The sequence below is a fragment of the Methylobacterium sp. Leaf87 genome (genome assembly GCF_001422775.1).
In the GTDB taxonomy this organism is placed as follows: domain Bacteria; phylum Pseudomonadota; class Alphaproteobacteria; order Rhizobiales; family Beijerinckiaceae; genus Methylobacterium.
In genome coordinates this window covers 12017-28846 of sequence record NZ_LMMI01000018.1, presented here as the reverse complement: position 1 = coordinate 28846, position 16830 = coordinate 12017, and the positions used below count along the sequence as shown (strand labels likewise).

Below are 16830 nucleotides of genomic sequence, written 5' to 3'. Positions count from 1 at the left end.
GATCACCCGGGGTCAAGGTTGGTGGGGTTGCTCCGGGCCTGGTTTCACCAGGGTACGATCCACATCGGCCATGGGGGGACGGCTCATTGGGACCGTGGGCGGGATACCACAATTCCACCGGCATGACACCCGGCCCTGGGGGCGGGTCCGGGTTAGTCAAGGATGGTCAGGCCACGCCGAAGGCGGGATGATACCGGACCTCGCCCTTCGGGCGGTTCCCGCCCAGGACCAAGGCCTGGAAGTATTCGGGTGGCACCCCGGTGAGGACGAGGGCCGGGTCGGCAAGGAAGCCGAAGCGTCGGTAATAGGCAGGATCACCCAACACCACGCACCCACCGGCGCCACGCTCCCGGAGGTTGCCCAGCCCGGCATCGATCAAGCGTTGGCCTATGCCCTGACGACGATGTTGGAGATGGACGGCCACGGGTCCGAGCCCGAACCAGTCTCTCATTCCGCCTTCGACCTCCACGGTCGAAAAAGCGACGTGTCCGACGATTCGGTCGGACTCGACCGCGACGAGCGAGAGGCGCAGCGCACCGTCCTGCCGGAGTGCGTCAACGATGTTCGCCTCCGTGCCGCTCGCGTGCGGCGCGTCGCGAAGGGGGTCGATACAAGCTCACGGATTTCGCAGTCGTCCGATGTGGTTTCAGGCCGAATGATCATGCGGGACCCATATCCCATCCGTTCTCACAGGGTCAGCCGTTCCTCGACGGCATCCCCGGGAGCCTGTTGCCGGTCTTGATCCGAATGGACGGCGACATCGCCGTCGAGGCGGTTTCTTAAACGCTCACGCCTGGGACCGACGATGCCTTTAGGAACGGCGCGACGATGTCGCGGCGCGACCTCCGAAGCGACGGCCGACGTAGGCGATGACCTTCGGGAGAAGGAAGGCGGTGAGAAGCTTGCGGATCATGACAGGTCCTCTGAGAGGTTGGACGGAGGCGGGGCCGACCCGGACGGTCGACCCCTTACGGCTTCAGGCGCGGCGGGTCTCGTAGCGGTCTGCGAGGCCGACCGGGGTGACAGCGCCCATGCGGCCGCCGAGGAAGCCGGCGAGTGCGCCGAGGATCAGGGCGAGGGCCCCGTAGAACGCGCCCTGGGTGGCGGCGGACTTGGCGGCGACGGCGGCCTGCTCGGCCTTCACCTTGGCCGTGGCGACGGTCTCTTCGTACTGCTTCTTGTAGTCCTGGATCTGGGCCTTGGCCTGATCGGCCGGGATGCCCTTGGCCTTGTCCAGCGCGTCGGCGGCGCGGTTCTCGGCCTGGGCCTTCTGGGCCGGGTCACTCGTGAACACGGCGCGGATCGCGGCGACGGCGGCATCCTTGGCGGCCTGCGGGTCCTGGCCGGCGGCCTGGTTGCGGACCGACTGCTCGATGCCGTCGAGCGGGTTCGAGATCTTCGACAGCGACGGGGCAGCGGCCTGGGCCGCCGTCTGCACGGTACCGCCGACGAGCGAGCCGGCCCCGCCGAGCGCGCTGGTTACGCCCGAGAAGGCGCCGCCGATGAGGCCGCCGGCCGCGGAGGTGAGCAGGTAGAGCACCACGAGGGTGGTGACCGCCCACGACACGAGGCCATGCAGCCCGGCGGTGCCGGTGATGGGCTTGCCCGAGAGGCGGCCGGCGAGGAAGCCGCCAGCCAGAGCCGCGACGATGCCGGACCCGACGAACCAGATGCCGGCGCCCATAGACAGGGTCGAGGCGGCCGGGTTGTCGCCGGCGGTGGTGCTCACGCTGGAGAGACCGACACCGACGCCGACCATGTTGAGGATGACCTGGGCCACGAGCGCGGTGACGGAGCCGGCGAAAATGGCACCCCACGACACCTGATTCAGCAGGACGGTGCGGGTGTCGCTGGCGGCGACGGGGGTCGGGTGGACGATGGGCGAGGCGGTCACTGGAAACTCCGGATTGTCAGAAGGTGAGAGAGGGGGGGGATTTCAGAGCTTCGCCACCAGGAGGCCGAGACCGAACCCGACGAGGCCGGCGACGACGAGGGACGCATGCGGCCATTCCGTGGAGCGCTCGTGGACCTCATGCAGCTGGCGCTTGCCTTGGTCGTAGGCGTCCTCGGCGTAGTCGGAGACCTCATCGGCGACGTGCCGGGCTGTGTCCTTGACCTGCCCGTAGAGGTTCTCGGCCGATCCCTGGGCCTCGCGGAGACGTCCCTTGACCGAGTCGTCGCGCGACCCGACCAGATCGCCGATGGCGCCCTGGGCCTTGCCCGCGATATCCCTCGCGGCACCCGTGATGCGGTGCGTGTCGACCATGATAGTTCTCCGGCTTGTTCTAATGGGTTTGCGACGGCCCGCGAGATCCTCGGCGGGGGCGACGTGACGGGTTGCAGGCCCGGCATCGCGATGCGTCGGCAGCGGATCAGGAACTGATCGTGCACAATCTTGTTCCGGCCAAGCTCGGTCTTTCTGGTATATACGCACTACTACATCAGGGTGGTACGCCGATCCCGGGGGCCGGTACCCCCACCTCCAAGCCTATCCAGATCTGCAGCGCGACGAAAAGGGCCGCCCGATCTCCACCGGGCGGCCCAATACTCTAGGTTGCTCAAGTAGGGAACTTTGGTGTCCGAAATCGGATCATTGGTTCCGCTATCATCAGTCAGTAATGCGCCAGCACAGCCAGGAGCAGGAGGGCGATGATGTTGGTGATCTTGATCGCCGGGTTCACGGCGGGGCCGGCGGTGTCCTTGTAGGGATCGCCGACGGTATCGCCGGTGACGGCCGCCTTGTGGGCCTCCGAACCCTTGCCGCCGTGGTGCCCGTCCTCGATGTACTTCTTGGCGTTGTCCCAGGCGCCGCCGCCCGACGTCATCGAGATGGCGACGTAAAGGCCCGTGAGGATCACGCCGAGGAGCGAGGCGCCAACGGTGGCGAAAGCCTGGCTCTTGCCGGCGATGGCCTGGATCGCGAAGAACAGGACGATGGGCGACAGCACCGGGAGGAGCGAGGGCAGGATCATCTCCTTGATCGCCGCCCGGGTGAGCATATCGACGGCCCGGCCGTAATCCGGCCGGTCGGTCCCGAGCATGATGCCGGGCTTCTCGCGGAACTGGCGGCGGACCTCCTCCACCACGGCGCCGGCGGCACGCCCCACCGCCGTCATCGCCATGCCGCTGAACAGGAACGGAATTAGGCCCCCGAGCAGCAGGCCGACGACGACGTAGGGGTTTGAGAGCGAGAAATCGACGGTGACGCCTTGGAAGAAGCGGTACTGGGTCGGGCTCGCGTTGGCGATGAAGTAGTTCAGGTCCGAGGTGTAGGCGGCGAACAGCACCAGGGCGCCGAGACCGGCCGAGCCGATGGCGTAGCCCTTGGTCACCGCCTTGGTGGTGTTGCCGACCGCGTCGAGGGCGTCCGTGGATTTCCTGACCTCCGGGGGCAGGCCCGCCATCTCGGCGATGCCGCCGGCATTGTCGGTCACGGGTCCGAAGGCGTCGAGGGCCACGATGAAGCCGGCGAGCGCCAGCATGGCGGTGACCGCGATGGCGATGCCGAACAGGCCCGCGAGCGAGTAGGTGCCGATGATGCCCGCCACGATGACGAGGGCCGGCAGGGCGGTGGATTCGAGCGAGACCGCCAGGCCCTGGATCACGTTGGTGCCGTGGCCCGTCACCGAGGCGTCGGCGATGGATTTGACCGGCCGGAAGTTAGTGCCGGTGTAGTACTCGGTGATCACCACGATGAGCGCCGTGATGACGAGGCCGATGACGGCGCAGCCGAGCAGGCCGCCGGAGGTGAAGCTCACCCCCGCATTGGTGGTGAAGGTGGTGGAGAAGCTGCCGAACAGGGCTAAGTTCACGAGCGCGATGGCGCCGATGGAGAGGGCGCCGGCGGTGATCAGGCCCTTGTAGAGGGCGCCCATGATCGACTGGTTGGCGCCGAGCCGGACCGCGTAGGTGCCCGCGATAGAGGTGAGGATACAGGCCGAGCCGATGGCCAGGGGATAGAGCAGCATCGCCTCCAGGACGTTGCGGCCGGCGACGTCGGTCTGCCCGGCGAAGAAGATCGCCGCCAGCACCATGGTGGCGACTACGGTCACTGCGTAGGTCTCGAACAGGTCGGCGGCCATCCCGGCGCAATCGCCGACATTGTCCCCGACGTTGTCGGCAATGGTGGCGGGGTTGCGCGGGTCGTCTTCCGGAATCCCGGCCTCGACCTTGCCGACGAGGTCGCCGCCGACGTCGGCGCCTTTGGTGAAGATGCCGCCGCCGAGGCGCGCGAAGATCGAGATGAGCGAGGCGCCGAAGCCGAGGGCCACCAGGGCGTCGATGACCTCTCGGCTGGCGGGCGCCAGTCCGGCGATGCGGGTGAGGTAGCCGTAGTACAGGGCGACCCCGAGGAGCGCGAGGCCGGCGACGAACATCCCGGTGACGGCGCCCGACTTGAACGCCACGTCGAGGCCCGCCCCGAGCGAGGTCGAGGCGGCCTGGGCCGTGCGGACGTTGGCGCGCACGGACACGTTCATGCCGATGAAGCCGGCGGCGCCCGAGAGAACTGCGCCGATGAGGAACCCGATCGCGACCTTGAGGCCGAGGAAGAAAGCCAGGGCGACGAACAGTACGAGACCGACGGCGGCGATGGTGGCGTATTGCCGGCGCAGGTAGGCCTGCGCGCCCTCCGCGATGGCACCGGCGATCTCCTGCATGCGCTGGGTGCCGGCGTCTCGGCGCAGGACGTCGTTGATCGTGACGATGCCGTAGGCGACGGCGCAGAGCCCGCCCAGGATGATCAGCAGCAATGCGGTCATTCGTACCGTCCTTGGGTGATCGCGAGATGATCCCTCAGCCGTCGGGCGCGGTTTATGGGCTTGGCTTGCCGTGTGGTCCTGGTTCGTCGTCCTGGCTTGCCTCGTGATTGGCGCGCATGGGACGTGAAGCCCGATGGTGTGATCGCATTCCTCCCCGGAATTGCTCTCCTTGAGTGCCAAACTTCGCCGTGAAGCGCAAACGTCCGATCAGATTTTAAGCTACGGATATTTGTGCGCCGCACCATCGCGCGAAGATTTCGTGCAGGATCACCTGCATTCGGCAGGTTTCAAGCCTCGCCGCTGGTCCGGGCGGGCTGTGTTCGGGGCATGAAACTTATGAAACTCCGGGAAGCTGCGCGTCGGCGTCGTGGCGGCCGGCACGCCAGGCCAGGCGGGCGGCTTCGAGGCCCCACACCATCCCGAGCATCATGTAGACGTGGCGCCACTTCTCGATGTCGATCTGGAACGCCTGGAGGAAGAACATCAGGAGCGCCGGAAACACGACCTGGCTCAGCCCCTGATACGGCGAGGGCTGGAGGCAAAGGCGAAACCCGACGAACGTCGTCGTCAACACGATGCCCAGGAAGGCGAATCCGCCGATCCAGCCTCCGTTGGCGAACCCGCCGATATAGGTGTTGTGCGGGTCGAGATCGAAGACCAGCCGCCACCGCAAGGGCCCGAAACCGAGGGGACGATCGATGAGCATCGGGATGCCCCGGCGCTGATTGCCGAACCGCCCGGTCTCGCCTTCGTCGTAGCTCTTCGTGACCTGGGCCCGGTCGGTGAAGCGTTCGGCAATGCTGTCGACGGAGAGGAGGCCCCCGATAAGCAGCGCGCCGACGACCATCGCCAGGGCCGACAGGCGCGCGATGCGCCGACGGACGATCCGGGACGGGGTAGTCGCCCAGGTCAGCCCGACGGTCAGCGCGATGCCGATGACACAAGCGCCCCAGGACCCGCGCGAGAACGAAAGGAAGACACAGGCGAGAATGACCAGCAGGGCCGCCACGGACAGGAAGACCCGTCGCGTTTCTCCCACTAGCAATCCGCGGATGAGATACAGAGCCGACAGGATGAGGAACGACCCCAGGAGGTTGGGATCCTGGAAGACGCCTGAGGCCCGACCGTCCATCTTGTACAGGATGGCTTCGCCGACAATGTCGAAATAGCTGAGGATGCCGCAGATCGCGGCGAACAGGCAGCCAGCCAGATACGCTTTGAGCCCGAACGTCACGCGCTTGGCGGTGTCGTCCGAGAAGAACATCACGAAGAAGATGCCCGTGATCCCGAGATAGACGGTCTGATAGGTCCACTCGACCGGAAGGACTTCATCGAAATAGGGGATCAGCGAGACGAGGATCGCGGCGAGATAGATCAGAAGCAGCGCAACAATGATGATCGTTGCGCGATAGAGCCTGATGTCCAGCAGAAACCAGAGCAGAATGGTCGGCGGCGCAAGAAAATCATAGGGCGACGGCTTCATGAACGTGAAGCACGTGAAGAAGATGAACAGCGCGAAGAGGAGGTAACCGAGGGACTCGAGGGGAGCCGATATGGCGTGGCGCGCTGGCGTCGCCGCGCCGCCATCGAACGTGCTCCCTGCCCAGCCCGCTGCCATCGTCTTCGTCCAATCCGCCGCGAGGCGTGCGGCTGCCCCTCAGTATGGAACAGGCGTGTCAGCGAAGCCTTAAGGACGCGCCCGTCCGGATTTTTCCGCGATAATCGTCCCGTGCCTCAGGCGGTGAGTGGCGTCGGCGCCCCTCGGCGGACGAGGAGCCCTTGAACGAAGCCGGTCACCGGCCTTTCGATCCAGCGATGGATCATCACCGCGACGACGCAGGACGCCACGAGCGTGACGGCGACGATGGGCCAAAGGGTCGATGGCTGTTCCAGGCCGGCCGCTTGCGCCGCCTTGCGGGTTCCGACGATCACGAAGGGGTGGCTGAGGTACAGCACGTAGGAGGCATCGCCGAGGAGAAGGCCGAGCCGCGCCAGCGGCGACGGACCGGCTTGGCGACCGAGCACGGCGGCGGCGACGATGAGGGCGGCGGGGAGACCCCAGCCGATCACCCGCGCGATATCGTTCGGTGTCGTCCATCCCATGGCCTGATGGGCGGAGTCGATGGGGTCGACGAACAGGATCGCGAAGCCGCCGGCGAGGAGAACGCTCCGGGCGAGGCCCGAAAGCAAGACGCCGTTGCGAAGCAGGAGGGCGAGGCCCATTCCGAACCCGAACTCGAGGATGATCGGGCGCGTCCAGAAGAACGGCGCCGCCGCGCTCGGCTGCATCATTAGCCCCACGACAACGAGGGCGCCGAGAGTGGCTGCGGCCGCCATCACCGCCCGCTCGCGCCGCAGACCGATGAACACGGCGAACAGCAGGTAGAAGAACATCTCGTAATTGAGGGTCCATCCGAGTTCCAAGACCGGCAGCGGAACGGACTGTCCGGGCGCGAAGGCCGGCCAGAAGCCGAACGACGCCAGGATGGTGGTGGGACCGGCGGCCTCCTTGGTGGTGCCGGCAAGCCCGATGCTCACAACCGCCACGTAGAGGGCGGTGAAGATCCAGTAGAGCGGGACGATCCTGGCCACACGCCGGCCGAGGAACTCGCTCGCGGCCCCCTGCCGTCCGAACAGCTTCTCGGAGGCGTAGACCATGATGAAACCGGAGATGACGAAGAAGATGTCGACGCCCGCGCCCCAGGGGAGCAGGTGCACGCGCTCGAAGGATCCGCCGAGCTTCCCGCTCTGCACGAAGGCGTGGTGCTGGGCGTGTCCGAAGACGACCATGAGGGCGGCGAGACCCCGTAGAACCTGCACGGAGACGATCTGCTTCATCGTGGCGCGGTCTCGAACGCGGCAGCATGCCGACTGGAGACGGACCATGCGACCGCGGCGGTTAAGCCCCGATGAAACCGATCGCCGAGGCGTCGAACGCCGTCAGTCTACTGAGTGAGGCGGCGCACGAGATCCCGGAACCGGTCGCCCCGATCCTCGAAGCTCCTGAACTGGTCGTAGGAAGCACAGGCCGGGGAAAGCAGCACCACGGGTTCGGCCGCCCCGGACGCCGCTGCCGCGTCCGCAGCCTTCTCGGTGGCGACGTCGAGGGTGCCGCAGCGGGTGTAGGGCACCCGCCCCTCCAGGGTGGCGGCGAAGGCGTCGCTCGCCGCGCCGATGAGGTAGGCGTGGGCGACCCGGCCGAACAGCGGCACGAGCGGTTCGATGCCCCCCGCCTTGGCCTTGCCGCCGAGGATCCAGTGAATGTCGTGAAAGGCGGTGAGCGCCTTCTCCGTCGAGTCGGCGTTGGTCGCCTTGGAATCGTTGACGAACAGCACCCGACCGCGGCGGCCGACCTCCTCCATGCGGTGGGGCAGGCCCGGGAAGGTCTTCAAACCAGCCAGGATGGCCTCGGCGTCGAGGCCGAGGGCTTGGACCACGGCGATGGCCACGGCGGCGTTCTGCCAATTGTGGGCGCCGCGCAGGGTGCCGATCCCGTCGAGATCGGCGAGGACCGTGCCGTCCGCCCCGAACACGCATCCGTCGCGGGCTGCGAGGCTTCCTTCCGGCATCCCCTCCCCCACGTGCACCCGCACGATGGCGCCCGTGACCCCATCGGCGATGGCCCGGCTCGGGGCGTCGTCGATGCCGACGACGGCGAGGGCCGAGCCGGCGATCAGGCGTGCCTTGATGGCGGCGTAGAGCTCCAGGGTGCCGTGGCGGTCGAGGTGGTCGGGGGTGACGTTGAGGAGCACGCCGATGCCGGGATTCAGCGACGGCGTCAGGTCGATCTGGAACGAGGACAGCTCGATGACGTGAATGCGGTCCGGCGCGGGCGGCGCAAGGGACAGGATGGCGGTGCCGATGTTGCCGCCCATCTGCACGTCCCGGCCGGCTCGGCCGAGGATGTGCGCGATGAGAGCCGTGGTTGTCGATTTGCCGTTCGTGCCCGTGATGGCCACGAAGGGGGCGGCGGGTGCGATCCGGGCCCGCTCGCGGCAGAACAGCTCGATGTCGCCGATGATCTCGATGCCGGCGGCCTGCGCCTTGTCCACGGTCCAGTGCGGGACCGGATGGGTCAGGGGTACGCCGGGAGCGAGAATGAGGGCCGCGAACTCCGTCCAGTCGGCCGCGTGCAGGTCCGAGACGGTGAACCCCTGTTCGCGAGCCCGCGCCGCACTTTCCGGGCTGTCGTCCCAGGCCAGCACATCGGCCCCGCCGGACCGCAGGGCCCGCAGGGTGGCGAGGCCGGAGCCACCGAGGCCGAACAGGGCGACCTTGCGGCCGGCGAAGCAGGAGGCGGGCGTCATCAGCGCAGCTTCAGGGTGGCGAGACCGGCGAGTGCCAGGATCACGGCGATGATCCAGAACCGGATCACGACCTGCGGCTCCTTCCAGCCCTTCTGCTCGAAATGGTGATGGATCGGCGCCATGCGGAAGACCCGCTTACCGGTGAGCTTGAACGACGCGACCTGGATGATCACCGACATCATCTCGAGGACGAACAGGCCGCCCACGATGGCGAGGACGATCTCGTGCTTGGTGGCCACCGCCACGGTGCCGAGCAGACCGCCGAGCGCCAGCGAGCCGGTATCGCCCATGAAGATCTGGGCCGGCGGCGCGTTGAACCACAGGAAGCCGAGGCCCGCCCCGATCACCGCACCGCAGACCACCGCGAGTTCGCCGGTGTCGCGGACGTAGTTCACCTGGAGGTATCCGGCGGTGAAGACGTTGCCGACGAGGTAGGCGATGACCCCGAAGGTGCCGCAGGCGATCATCACCGGCACGATGGCGAGGCCGTCGAGGCCGTCGGTCATGTTCACGGCATTGCCCGCGCCCACGATGACGAAGGCGGCGAACAGCACGTAGAACCAGCCGAGGTTCAGCAGCGCGTCCTTGAACACCGGAAACGCGAGGTGGTTCTGCAGGGCGGCCGGCGAGTACACCGCGATGACCGTGCAGGCGGCGAGCGCGATGGCCGCTTCCAGCAGCAGGCGGAAGCGGCCCGAGAAACCCTTGTGCGACTGCTTCGTCACCTTGAGGTAATCGTCGTAGAAGCCGATGGCGCCGAACCCCAGGGTCACGGCCAGCACCACCCAGACGTAGTGGTTGCGCGGGTTGGCCCAGAGCAGGATCGCCACGATGGCGCCGGCCAGGATCATCAAACCGCCCATGGTGGGCGTGCCGCGCTTCGTCAGCAGGTGCGATTGCGGTCCATCCTCGCGGATGGGCTGGCCCTTGCCCTGGCGCAGGCGCAGGAGCGAGATGATGAGCGGCCCGAACCAGAACACGAACAGGCCCGCCGTGAACAGCGCGCCGCCGGTGCGGAAGGTGATGTAGCGGAAGACGTTGAGCGGCGACAGGGTGCCGCTCAAGTCCGACAGAAGATACAGCATCCAGCACCTGGCCGCGGTTTTCGAGGATCAATTCCGGACAGGCGGGGCCGCGGACCCCGCCCTCCCGGCCGTGAGCGGGCGTCTCAGCGAACGACCGTCTGAGCCGTCGCAGCTTGTCCGGGGTTCGCGTACCGGGCTTTGAGAGCTTCGACAATCCGGCCCATGCGGATGCTGTTGGATCCCTTCACCATCACGGCGTCTCCGGTCCGCAGGATGCCGAGCACGGAATCGAGGAGTTCGCCCGAGGTCGCCGCGCAGGTGCCGCGTCGGCTCAAGGGAAGCGCCTCGAACAGGTGACGCATGAGCGGGCCGGCGGTGAAGACGAGGTCGACGTTCGCTTTCTCGACGGCGTCGGCGAGGTCGCGGTGATGGTCCGCACCGGCGGGCCCGAGTTCCAGCATGTCGCCCAGAACGGCGATGCGGCGTCCGCGCGGGCCGGTCTCGATGGCCGAAAGGGTGGCCAGAGCCGCCCGGATGGAGGCCGGATTGGCGTTGTAGCTCTCATCGACAAGGAAGGCCTCGCCTTCCCCGATCCGTAAGGCCGTGCGTTCGCCGCGCCCCACGGGCGGCCGGAGTGCCGCCAGCGACAGGGCGGCCATGGCGAGGTCGGCCCCGAGCGCGTGGACCACCGCCATGACGCCCAGCGAATTCATCGCCGTGTGCCGTCCCGGGGTGCCGAGTTGGTAGGTCACCGGAATCCCCATCACCACGGCGTCGACCACGGAGAGGTCGGGCCGCAGGACGATGCGGAGCGCCCGGACATCGGCCTCGGGGTGCTCGCCGAAGCTGACGACCCGGCCGGCATCGGACGCCTGCGCGTGCGCCAGCAATCGCGAAAAGCTCGGGTTGTCGCGGTTGAGGATCGCGGTGCCGCCGGCGCGCAGCCCGGAAAAGATCTCGCCCTTGGCGTCGGCGATGGCCGACAGCGAGGCGAAGTGCTCGATGTGCACGGGCTCCACGGTGGTCACCAGGGCGATGTCCGGCCGGACCATGGCGGCGAGCGGCACGATCTCCCGGGGGTGGTTCATGCCGATCTCGAACACGCCGTAATCGGCGTCGGCCGGCATGCGTGTGAGCGTCAGGGGCACGCCCCAGTGGTTGTTGTAGGACGCGATGGAGGCATGGGTGCGCCCCTGCGCCGACAGCACGTGGCGCAGGGCCTCCTTGGTGCCGGTCTTGCCCACCGACCCCGTCACCGCGACGATACCGGCTTTGGTACGGGCGCGGGCGGCGAGGCCGAGCGCCCGCATGGCGTCGAGGACGGGGTCGTCGCTCGCGCCCGAGACGGCCAGCACCGCACCGGCTCCGCCGAATTCCGCCGCGCGATCGGCCGCGACCACGGCGGCGGCGGCCCCGCGCGACAGGGCATCGCGCACGAAGTCGTGGCCGTCGCGGGCCTCCCCACGAATGGCGAAGAACAGGTCGCCCGGCTGCAGGCTGCGCGTGTCGATGGAGGCGCCCGTGATGGGCTTCGGGTCACCGTGCAGGGTCCCGCCGGTGGCGGCCTCGAGGGCTTGCCCCGTCCAGAGAGGCACGTCGGACAGGGGGGAATTCATGCCGCACGCTCCGCGATGGCCGCCCGGAGCACGTCGTGGTCCGAGAACGGCAGGACGGTTGTGCCGACGATCTGGCCGGTTTCATGGCCCTTGCCGGCCACCACGAGGACGTCGCCGGGCGACAGACCCCGGACGGCCGTACGGATCGCCTCGGCGCGGTCGCCGATCTCAGTCGCGTCGGACGCAGCCGCCAGGATCTCGGCGCGGATCGCAGCCGGATCCTCGGAGCGCGGGTTGTCGTCGGTGACGATCGCCCAGTCGGCGCCCTTGGCCGCGATGGCGCCCATGATCGGGCGCTTGCCCCGGTCGCGGTCTCCGCCACAGCCGAACACACAGACGAGGCGCCCCGTCGCGAACGGACGCAACGCCGTGAGGACGCCTTCGAGGGCTTCCGGCTTGTGGGCGTAGTCGACGAGGCAGAGGGCGCCGTTCGCCTCGCCGATCCGCTCCATGCGGCCGGGCACGCCCGTGAGATGTTCCAGCGCTGCGATCACGCCGGCCGGATCGGCCTCGCCGGCCGGGGTCGCCAGGGCGAGACCGGCGGCGAGGAGGGCGTTCTCGACCTGAAACCCTCCGACAAGGGGAAGGCGCACCGCATACTGAGTCTGTCCGCCAAGGCCTGGAGCGAGCACGTCGAGGTGCTGGCAGAAGCCCTCCGTCCGCGCGGCGAGGAGCCGAACGGATTCGCCGGCCCGTCCGGTCGTGCGCAGGCTCAAGCCCCGCGCCAGGGCGGCCGCGATGACCACCTTGGCGTAGGCGCCGTCGGCGTTGATCACCGCCGGAATGCCGGGCTGGGCAAGTGTCGTGAACAGCCGCAGCTTGGCCGCGAGGTAATCGTCGAGGGTGGCGTGATAATCGAGATGGTCGCGCCCGAGATTGGTGAACGCGACGGCGGAGAGTTCGACGCCGTCGAGGCGGCGCTGCTCGATGCCGTGGGAGGAGGCCTCCACGGCGAGGTCCGTGATGCCGTCGGCCGCCAGCCGCGCCAGCGTCGCCTGCAGGGTCACGGGGTCCGGCGTCGTCAGGGAGCCGTAGGTGGCGCCCCGGTTGGTGACGATGCCCACCGTGCCGAGGCTGGCCGATTCACATCCGAGCCGCGACAGGATCTGACGGACGAAGTCCGTGACCGAACTCTTGCCGCTGGTGCCGGTGACGGCCACGATGCGGGTCGGCTGCCGGCCGGAGAAGTTGCGCGCCGCAAGGGCCAGGCTCCGCCGCACGTCGTCGACGGCGACGTAAGGACAGGCCAGGTCGAGACCGGCCGGGCGGTCGCCCTCCCCCACCACCGCGACGGCGCCCGCCGCGACGGCGCCAGCGACGAAGCGACGTCCATCGGCCACCGTGCCGGGCACGGCCACGAACACGAAGCCCGGTTCGACCTTGCGGGAATCCGCCGTCAGTCCGGAGACCGGCGTCGCATCGCCGGCCGCTTCGGGGAACAGGCTGCCGAGGGTGGCCCCGGTCATCGTCCGTCCACCTGGGTGGCGTGATAGGCGCCGAGCTTGACCATCAGGGGGAACGGCTTCACCGGCGGATCGAATTGCGGCGGCAGGCCGAGGATCGGGGCAACGCGCTCGATGACGCGGCCCGTGACCACGCCAGAGTTCCAGGCGGCGGTGGCGTAGCCGCCCGATTCCGGGAGGCCCTGGGGCTCGTCCATGATGGTCACGAAGAGGTATTTCGGAGCGTTCATGGGCGCGGCGGCCATGAAGGTGGTGAACAGGCGGTTCTTCACGTAGCGCCCGTGGATGACCTTCTCGGCGGTGCCGGTCTTGCCGCCGACGTAGTACAGCGGAATCGAGGCCTTCTTGGCCGAACCTTCGACGGCATTGAGGCGCATGATGAAGCGCATGGCCTCGCTGGTCTCGGGTTTGAGCACCCGGGTCGCCTTCTTCAGGGCCTCGGCTTCGGTGGTCTTGAGGAAGGTCGGCACGATGAGGTTGCCGCCATTGGTGATGGCACCCACCGCCGCGGCCGCCTGGAGCGGCGCCACCGCGAGGCCGTGGCCGAACGCGATGGTGATGGTGTTGATCTCGGTCCAGCGCTGGGGAACGATGGGTTCGGCGCTCTCCGGCAGTTCCGTCCGCATACGGTCGGTGAGACCCATCTTCTTCAGGAACGCCCTGTGACCGGGCACGCCGACGCCGAGGGCCATCTTGGCCGAGCCGATGTTCGACGAGTGCGTGAACACCTCCGGCATGGTGATGGTGCGGTTGGTGCCGTGATATTCGTGGATCTTCTGCCGGCCCCAGGTCAGCACGCCGCCCCGGGTGTCGAAGGTCGAATTGACGTTGTATTTGCCCGAATCGAGCGCCATGGCCAGGGTCATCGCCTTGAAGGTCGACCCCATCTCGTAGACGCCGACGTTCATGCGGTTGATGCGGTCGGACGACAGGGCGTCTGCCGGGTCGTTGGGGTCGAAATCCGGGAGCGATGCCAGCGCGATCACCTCGCCGGTGGTCACGTCGAGGATCATGCCGGCGGCAGCCTTGGCCTTGAAGTGATCGACACCCCAGGCGAGCTCGTCGCGGAGCGCAAACTGCGCCCGCAGATCGATGGAGAGCTGCACCGGCTTGAGGTCGGTCTGTTTCGCCACGAGGCCGAACTCGTTGAGCGCCTTGTTGCCCTGCGTATCGATGTATTTCTCGATGCCCGCGATGCCGAGGTTGTCTAGGTTGGTGATGCCGATGATGTGGGCCGCCGCGACCCCGTTGGGGTAGACACGCTTGTGGTCGGGCAGGAAGCCGATGCCGGGGATGCCGAGGCGGTGGACTTCGGCCTGCTGCTTCGGGGTGATCTCGCGCTTGACCCAGACGAAGCCCTTCTCCTTGCCGGTCGATCCGACGCGGGCCGAGAGCTTGGTACGCAGGTCGTTGGCGTTGAGCTGGGGCAGGACGGCGGTGAGCAGTTCCACCGCCTCGTCTTTGTCGACGATGTTGCGCGGCTCGGCGAAGACCGACACCGTGCGGATATCGGTGGCCAGGATCTCGCCGTTGCGGTCGACGATATCGGGCCGGATCGCCGTGGTGGCGGAGGCGGCGACGCGCTTGTCCGAGTTGTCCGTCTCCGGGAACGCCGCGAGATAGACCAGGCGCACGCCGATGGTCGCGAACACGGCGGCGAAGCCAAGGCCGACGAGACCGACGCGGGCATAGCTCCGCTCGATGGCGAGATGGAACATCGCCCGCGCCAGGGCGACGACGCGGTTTCCGCGCGGCGCTGGAGGAGGCGGCTCCGCCACGGGGACTTCGACCAGGGCCCCTGGCAGCGACTCGTGCTCTCGCATCGACTCGGCCTCGGGCGGAGCGGCGTCCGGAATAACGTCTTGCGACACGGGTGCTACCTCGAAGCCGTTGTCGGGGTTCTGGTCGTCGTCGTGCGGGTGGTCACGGTGCGGGTCGTGATCGAGCCGGTGGTGCGCGGCTCGTTCAGACCGGGCTTTTCCTTCGGCGTCGCGGTCGCCGCGAGCAGTCGACCGATTTCGTCGCCGCGCTCGGGACGCGCCGGGAGGTCCGACAGGCGCCCAAGATGGGACGTGCCGATGGGCTCAAGCGCCAGATGGCGCGCCACCGCCGCCTGAAGCCGGTCGGGCCGGGTCAGCAACTGCCACTCGGCCCGCAGGACCGCGATGGCCTGACGCTCGCGGTGGAGCTGGCTGCGGGCCTTGGAGACCTGCCCGGCCTGATACAGGGTGTCGTACTTGATCGAGTAGGCGTAGATCGCCGAGCCGATGAGCCCGAGAACCGCCATGACGTTCAGCAGACGGATCACCGGCGTGCGCTCCTGACTGTCCGCTCCGGCAGGGAAGCGAGGGCCTCGATGGCGGCCAGGGGCGCGGGCGCGGGCGCGTCCGTGCGTTCCACCGCGCGCAGCTTGGCCGAACGGGCGCGCGGGTTGGCATGGATTTCGGATTCGGAAGGCAGCACAGGGCCCTTGGTCACGGCCATGAAACTGCGGGGTGCCGGCACCTCCAGGCTCGGCAGGTGGCGCGAGCCTTGTGCCGTCCGACCGCTCCGAGCGGAGAAGAACTGCTTGACGATGCGGTCTTCAAGGGAATGGAAGGTGACCACGGCGAGGCGCCCGCCGGGACGCAGGATGCGCTCGGCGGCGTGCAGGGCCTGGACGAGTTCGCCGAGTTCGTCGTTCACCGCGATGCGCAGGCCCTGAAAGGTCCGCGTCGCCGGATTGATGCCGCTCGCCGGATCGGCCCAGACCACGCTGGCGACCACTTCGGCCAGGGCCGCGGTGGTCTCGATCCGCCCCTTGCGACGCGCTTCGACGATGGCACGGGCGACGGCGCGGGAGCGGCGCTCCTCGCCGTAATGGTAGATGATGTCGGCGAGATCGGCTTCCTCGGCGTCGTTGACGATGTCGGCGGCGCTGCGCCCGGTGCGCTCCATCCGCATGTCGAGGGGACCGTCGTGGCGGAACGAGAAGCCGCGCTCGGCCTGATCGATCTGCATGGACGAGACGCCGATATCGAGGACGACGGCATCGGCCTGCCCCCAACCGGCATCACGAACACTCCCATCGAGGGTGCCGAAGCGGCCCGGCACCAGGGTGAGGCGCCCCTCCGAGGAAGCCACCAGGGGCGCTCCGTCCGCGATGGCGCCGGGATCGCGGTCGATGGCGAGCACGTGAACCGACGGATCGGCCTCCAGCATGGCGCGTGTGTAGCCGCCGGCCCCGAAGGTGCCGTCCACCGCGAGTGCCCGGTCCGGCAGATCGAGGGCGGCGAGCACTTCGGCGAGCAGCACCGGGACGTGGGGCGTCCCGTCGTTGGGAGGTCTGGGTTCGCGCACGCGCTTCATCGCCCGGCCTCTTCGACCAACGTGCGGAGCACGGGAAACGGGGGCGTCGAAGACGCGACGGGGATGAGGCCGCGCATGCGTCCCTTCCAAGAGTCTGAGCCGCCGTGAAGCGGCGCGGAGAGACGGGACATCGCCGGATCGGCGCGCAGCGCGACCGCTTGCAGGGACGCCGCCCCGAAAGTCTCGGGTTGCGTCCGTCGATCCGAAAATCGCCGTTGACGGGATGAATCGGGGTACCATGGGCCTCTGAGCGCCGTCAACGAACGGGGCCGCAACGCATTGGCCCTGTCCGATCAGACCTCAGCAAGGTT

The 16830-nt window shown here is 68.2% G+C and carries 13 protein-coding genes; all 13 read right to left on the bottom strand.

The annotated features are described in order from the left end of the window. Positions 1–166 precede the first annotated feature (166 nt). The 13 genes from ASF22_RS23010 to rsmH all read right to left on the bottom strand — a co-directional run bounded on the left by ASF22_RS23010 (position 167) and on the right by rsmH (position 16519). On the bottom strand, positions 167–496 hold the full coding sequence (locus ASF22_RS23010; RefSeq protein ID WP_348271142.1) for an N-acetyltransferase: 330 nt from the start codon (positions 494–496) through the stop codon (positions 167–169). A 480-nt stretch (positions 497–976) separates the two neighbouring features. After that, on the bottom strand, positions 977–1894 hold the full coding sequence (locus tag ASF22_RS11630; RefSeq protein WP_056264318.1) for a hypothetical protein: 918 nt from the start codon (positions 1892–1894) through the stop codon (positions 977–979). Positions 1895–1936: 42 nt separating this feature from the next. Then, on the bottom strand, positions 1937–2266 hold the full coding sequence (locus tag ASF22_RS11625) for a CsbD family protein (RefSeq protein ID WP_056264314.1): 330 nt from the start codon (positions 2264–2266) through the stop codon (positions 1937–1939). 346 nt (positions 2267–2612) lie between these two features. Beyond that, on the bottom strand, positions 2613–4760 hold the full coding sequence (locus ASF22_RS11620; RefSeq protein WP_056174203.1) for a sodium-translocating pyrophosphatase: 2148 nt from the start codon (positions 4758–4760) through the stop codon (positions 2613–2615). 334 nt (positions 4761–5094) lie between these two features. Next, positions 5095–6378, bottom strand: coding sequence for an O-antigen ligase family protein (locus tag ASF22_RS11615; RefSeq protein WP_082483653.1), 1284 nt, complete (start codon positions 6376–6378; stop codon positions 5095–5097). Between the two features lie 116 nt (positions 6379–6494). Beyond that, positions 6495–7598, bottom strand: coding sequence for an acyltransferase (locus ASF22_RS11610; protein ID WP_056264310.1), 1104 nt, complete (start codon positions 7596–7598; stop codon positions 6495–6497). A gap of 107 nt (positions 7599–7705) precedes the next feature. Then, positions 7706–9067 (bottom strand): UDP-N-acetylmuramoyl-L-alanine--D-glutamate ligase, encoded by a 1362-nt coding sequence (murD, locus tag ASF22_RS11605; protein WP_056264307.1) that lies wholly within the window; start codon positions 9065–9067, stop codon positions 7706–7708. Then, positions 9067–10152, bottom strand: coding sequence for a phospho-N-acetylmuramoyl-pentapeptide-transferase (mraY, locus tag ASF22_RS11600; RefSeq protein ID WP_056094024.1), 1086 nt, complete (start codon positions 10150–10152; stop codon positions 9067–9069). Before mraY ends, murD begins: the two co-directional genes overlap by 1 nt. An 83-nt stretch (positions 10153–10235) precedes the next feature. Then, positions 10236–11696 (bottom strand): UDP-N-acetylmuramoylalanyl-D-glutamyl-2,6-diaminopimelate--D-alanyl-D-alanine ligase, encoded by a 1461-nt coding sequence (locus ASF22_RS11595; RefSeq protein ID WP_056264371.1) that lies wholly within the window; start codon positions 11694–11696, stop codon positions 10236–10238. A gap of 8 nt (positions 11697–11704) precedes the next feature. Then, positions 11705–13174, bottom strand: a complete 1470-nt coding sequence (locus ASF22_RS11590) for a UDP-N-acetylmuramoyl-L-alanyl-D-glutamate--2,6-diaminopimelate ligase (RefSeq protein WP_056264305.1) — start codon at positions 13172–13174, stop codon at positions 11705–11707. Next, the gene (locus ASF22_RS11585; protein WP_244472939.1) at positions 13171–14994 is read right to left on the bottom strand and encodes a penicillin-binding protein 2; all 1824 of its coding nucleotides are present in this window, start codon (positions 14992–14994) and stop codon (positions 13171–13173) included. Before ASF22_RS11585 ends, ASF22_RS11590 begins: the two co-directional genes overlap by 4 nt. Positions 14995–15047: 53 nt before the next feature. Further along, on the bottom strand, positions 15048–15479 hold the full coding sequence (locus ASF22_RS11580; protein WP_056174196.1) for a hypothetical protein: 432 nt from the start codon (positions 15477–15479) through the stop codon (positions 15048–15050). After that, complete coding sequence (rsmH, locus tag ASF22_RS11575; protein ID WP_056264301.1) at positions 15476–16519, bottom strand: 16S rRNA (cytosine(1402)-N(4))-methyltransferase RsmH; 1044 nt, start codon at positions 16517–16519, stop codon at positions 15476–15478. The genes ASF22_RS11580 and rsmH overlap by 4 nt, the downstream gene beginning before the upstream one ends. Positions 16520–16830: the final 311 nt, after the last annotated feature.

What these genes read in the sequence shown, in the direction of transcription:
- ASF22_RS11625 (WP_056264314.1), bottom strand. Translation starts at nt 2,266, where the DNA reads ATGGTCGACACGCACCGCATCACGGGTGCCGCGAGGGATATCGCGGGC.
- ASF22_RS11620 (WP_056174203.1), bottom strand. Translation starts at nt 4,760, where the DNA reads ATGACCGCATTGCTGCTGATCATCCTGGGCGGGCTCTGCGCCGTCGCC.
- ASF22_RS11615 (WP_082483653.1), bottom strand. Translation starts at nt 6,378, where the DNA reads ATGGCAGCGGGCTGGGCAGGGAGCACGTTCGATGGCGGCGCGGCGACG.
- ASF22_RS11610 (WP_056264310.1), bottom strand. Translation starts at nt 7,598, where the DNA reads ATGAAGCAGATCGTCTCCGTGCAGGTTCTACGGGGTCTCGCCGCCCTC.
- murD (WP_056264307.1), bottom strand. Translation starts at nt 9,067, where the DNA reads ATGACGCCCGCCTCCTGCTTCGCCGGCCGCAAGGTCGCCCTGTTCGGC.
- mraY (WP_056094024.1), bottom strand. Translation starts at nt 10,152, where the DNA reads ATGCTGTATCTTCTGTCGGACTTGAGCGGCACCCTGTCGCCGCTCAAC.
- ASF22_RS11590 (WP_056264305.1), bottom strand. Translation starts at nt 13,174, where the DNA reads ATGACCGGGGCCACCCTCGGCAGCCTGTTCCCCGAAGCGGCCGGCGAT.
- ASF22_RS11585 (WP_244472939.1), bottom strand. Translation starts at nt 14,994, where the DNA reads ATGCGAGAGCACGAGTCGCTGCCAGGGGCCCTGGTCGAAGTCCCCGTG.
- rsmH (WP_056264301.1), bottom strand. Translation starts at nt 16,519, where the DNA reads ATGAAGCGCGTGCGCGAACCCAGACCTCCCAACGACGGGACGCCCCAC.